Raw genomic sequence first — 2,285 nt, forward strand, 5'->3', positions numbered from 1 at the left:
CCACGCAAAACGCTCGGCTGGAAAACCCCAGCCGAGCGCCTGCGTGATCTACTGACGACCACGTAGACCGTCAGGTGTTGCGAGGACCCTAAGAATCCGCCACACCTGACGGGGCATCAAATTTGCAACCGCACTTTCTGCTGGTGAGAAAGCCGCCAGAAGCCTGTCATTGCCGGGCAATGACCTCCACATGAAACTCGCGCATGACTGAATGGATCGACTCCATAAAGCCGTCCCCTAGATGATCACGTGAGGCCTGATAGTTACGCCACACAATACTGGACAGAGGAGCCGTTCCCTCAGGAGATAGGCAATCTGCGACAGCGTCGAGGTTCGACCCAAAATAGCCCCTGGGGCCATTTACCGCCTCTCCCAAGGCGCAGTAGAAACTCGACGTCGTGAAGATATTCACCCCATCGAGATAAACAACTTCATCCAGTCCGTAGCTCGCGGCTTTCTTGCCAGAAGCGAACCATGAATTCTGGACAACATGAAGCCAAGTTTCATGGTAGCGCGACGGCCACTGAAGCCACTCATCCATCGCGCCCTCGACCCTTGATGCCCAATGCCGCCACACTTCTCCCGCCGCAGAGTATTCACATACGCTACCAAGGAACTGATAAGTCGCATTCGAGGGAGAATTCTCCACCAAGCCATGGCGGCCGGTTCGGACAACCCGCCCGATGCAGTAGTCGCCAATCTTCACCCCCTGAGAGTTCACGACCTCGAGATTCGCATCCTCGACCTTCCGCCTAGCATGCGCAATCTGGTGAACGCGAATGAAGGTAGCTTCCGGAGGGTGCACCTCTTGCTCACCAAAGAACCCGCGGACATCTTCCGCCAAAACAATCAGGTCCTGAGATTCATCATCGATGAGCCGATACAGTGGGAAACTCTCAAACTTCATGAAGGGTCGACCAATCGCCTCTAGATTACGACAGTTTGTGATACGCCGTAGCGGCATCAGCAAGATGCCGCTACGGCGTATCACTCGAACCAGGCTATTTACCAGCCGGAATCAGGGAAGTGTGGCGCGCTGAACTTCTGAATTTTCCTATAGTGAGTCGATGTCCATCCGTAGACCTCGACGCCATTCTTCTCCACGACCAGGATCCGGTCAGTCTCCGGGCGCCCCGGAACTCGATACTCCTTGGCGCCTGCCCACCATGAATGCTCCCGACCACTGTACGTATTATGCGATCTGATTTCCCCCAACCTGACCGCATCGTACGCCTCAGCAATCTTCTTGCTCATCCCTTGAGGCAAACCGTCAGACAGTTTCCCCTTGGGGCAGTTGCTGTTGTGTGCGAGTACCGGGGTGTCGCCCGCCAGCACATAGTACGTGTGGGTGTTGTTGATGGTGAGGTTGTGGGTGGTCTGGTGTTTGGTGTGGTGGCGGGTGGTGGTGAGGGTGGCGGTGTTGCCGTTGGGGGTGTGGAGGGTCATGCCTGCGGTGAGGTCGCCGGCGTTGATCCATTTGTTTTCGGAGGGGGACCAGAAGGGGTGGGTGGTGGTGGAGATGAGGGAGGCGGTGTCGCCGTCCGGGGTGGTGATGGTGAGGTCGGTGAAGTGTTTGTCGTCCTTGGTGACGATGGTCGCGACGACTGTGCGGGTTGTTGTCTTGCCGGTCTCGGGGTCCGTGGCCAGAACCTTGTCGCCGAGTTCGATGTCCTCGATGTTCTTGCGGGTACCGTCAGCCAGGAGGACCTGGGTGCCGGGGGTGAAGCTGTCGCAGCCCTTGGCTTTCTTGCCTATTTTGAAGAGTTTTCCGGCTTTGAAAACGGGGATGTCGGTGGCGGCCCAGCCGCAGGAAGCTAGGTTGCGTTCGCCGAAGCAGCGTTTCCATTCTGCGGGGTCGGGGAGAAATGCTTTGGCGATGTCCCAGGGGGAAAGGTCACCTTTGGGGCGGGGGGTGTGTTCCTGCCACATCCCGCACACGGCATTGTAGCCGGGAACGCACTCCTGCTTCTCGTGCCGGGCTTTGACCCGTGTGACGATGCCGGTTCCGTACTTGGTGATACCCGAGTACCTGGTCCTGTATTTCTGGTATCCCCCGGGTGAGGGGGAGTGGTTGACCGTTTTCTTGAAGCGGGAGCCGCCTGTGGGTTTGCCTTTCCAGGAAAGGCTGCCGTCTCCGCGGGTCTGTACGCCTGTTCCGCACCCCTCGGCGAACTGACCCCCGCAAGCGAGCATTTCGCCGGTGGGGTCGCTGTAGGTGTGGGGGTTGTTGTTGGCGTAGGTGTAGCCGTGGATCTGCTGGGGGTCGGTGAGATCCATGAGCGGGT

General features: G+C 58.2%; 2 protein-coding genes. Both read right to left on the bottom strand.

Annotated features, from left to right (window positions below; genetic code table 11):
• Positions 1–166 precede the first annotated feature (166 nt).
• Positions 167–907 carry a barstar family protein gene (locus tag H299_RS38600; RefSeq protein ID WP_106965857.1) on the bottom strand — a complete coding sequence of 247 codons (741 nt, stop codon included), beginning with the start codon at positions 905–907 and terminating at the stop codon, positions 167–169.
• A gap of 98 nt (positions 908–1,005) precedes the next feature.
• Positions 1,006–2,285 (bottom strand): polymorphic toxin-type HINT domain-containing protein (locus H299_RS35900; protein ID WP_486587399.1); only part of this gene is annotated, 1,280 nt, incomplete at its 5' end.

This window comes from Streptomyces sp. CNH287 (genome assembly GCF_000424825.1).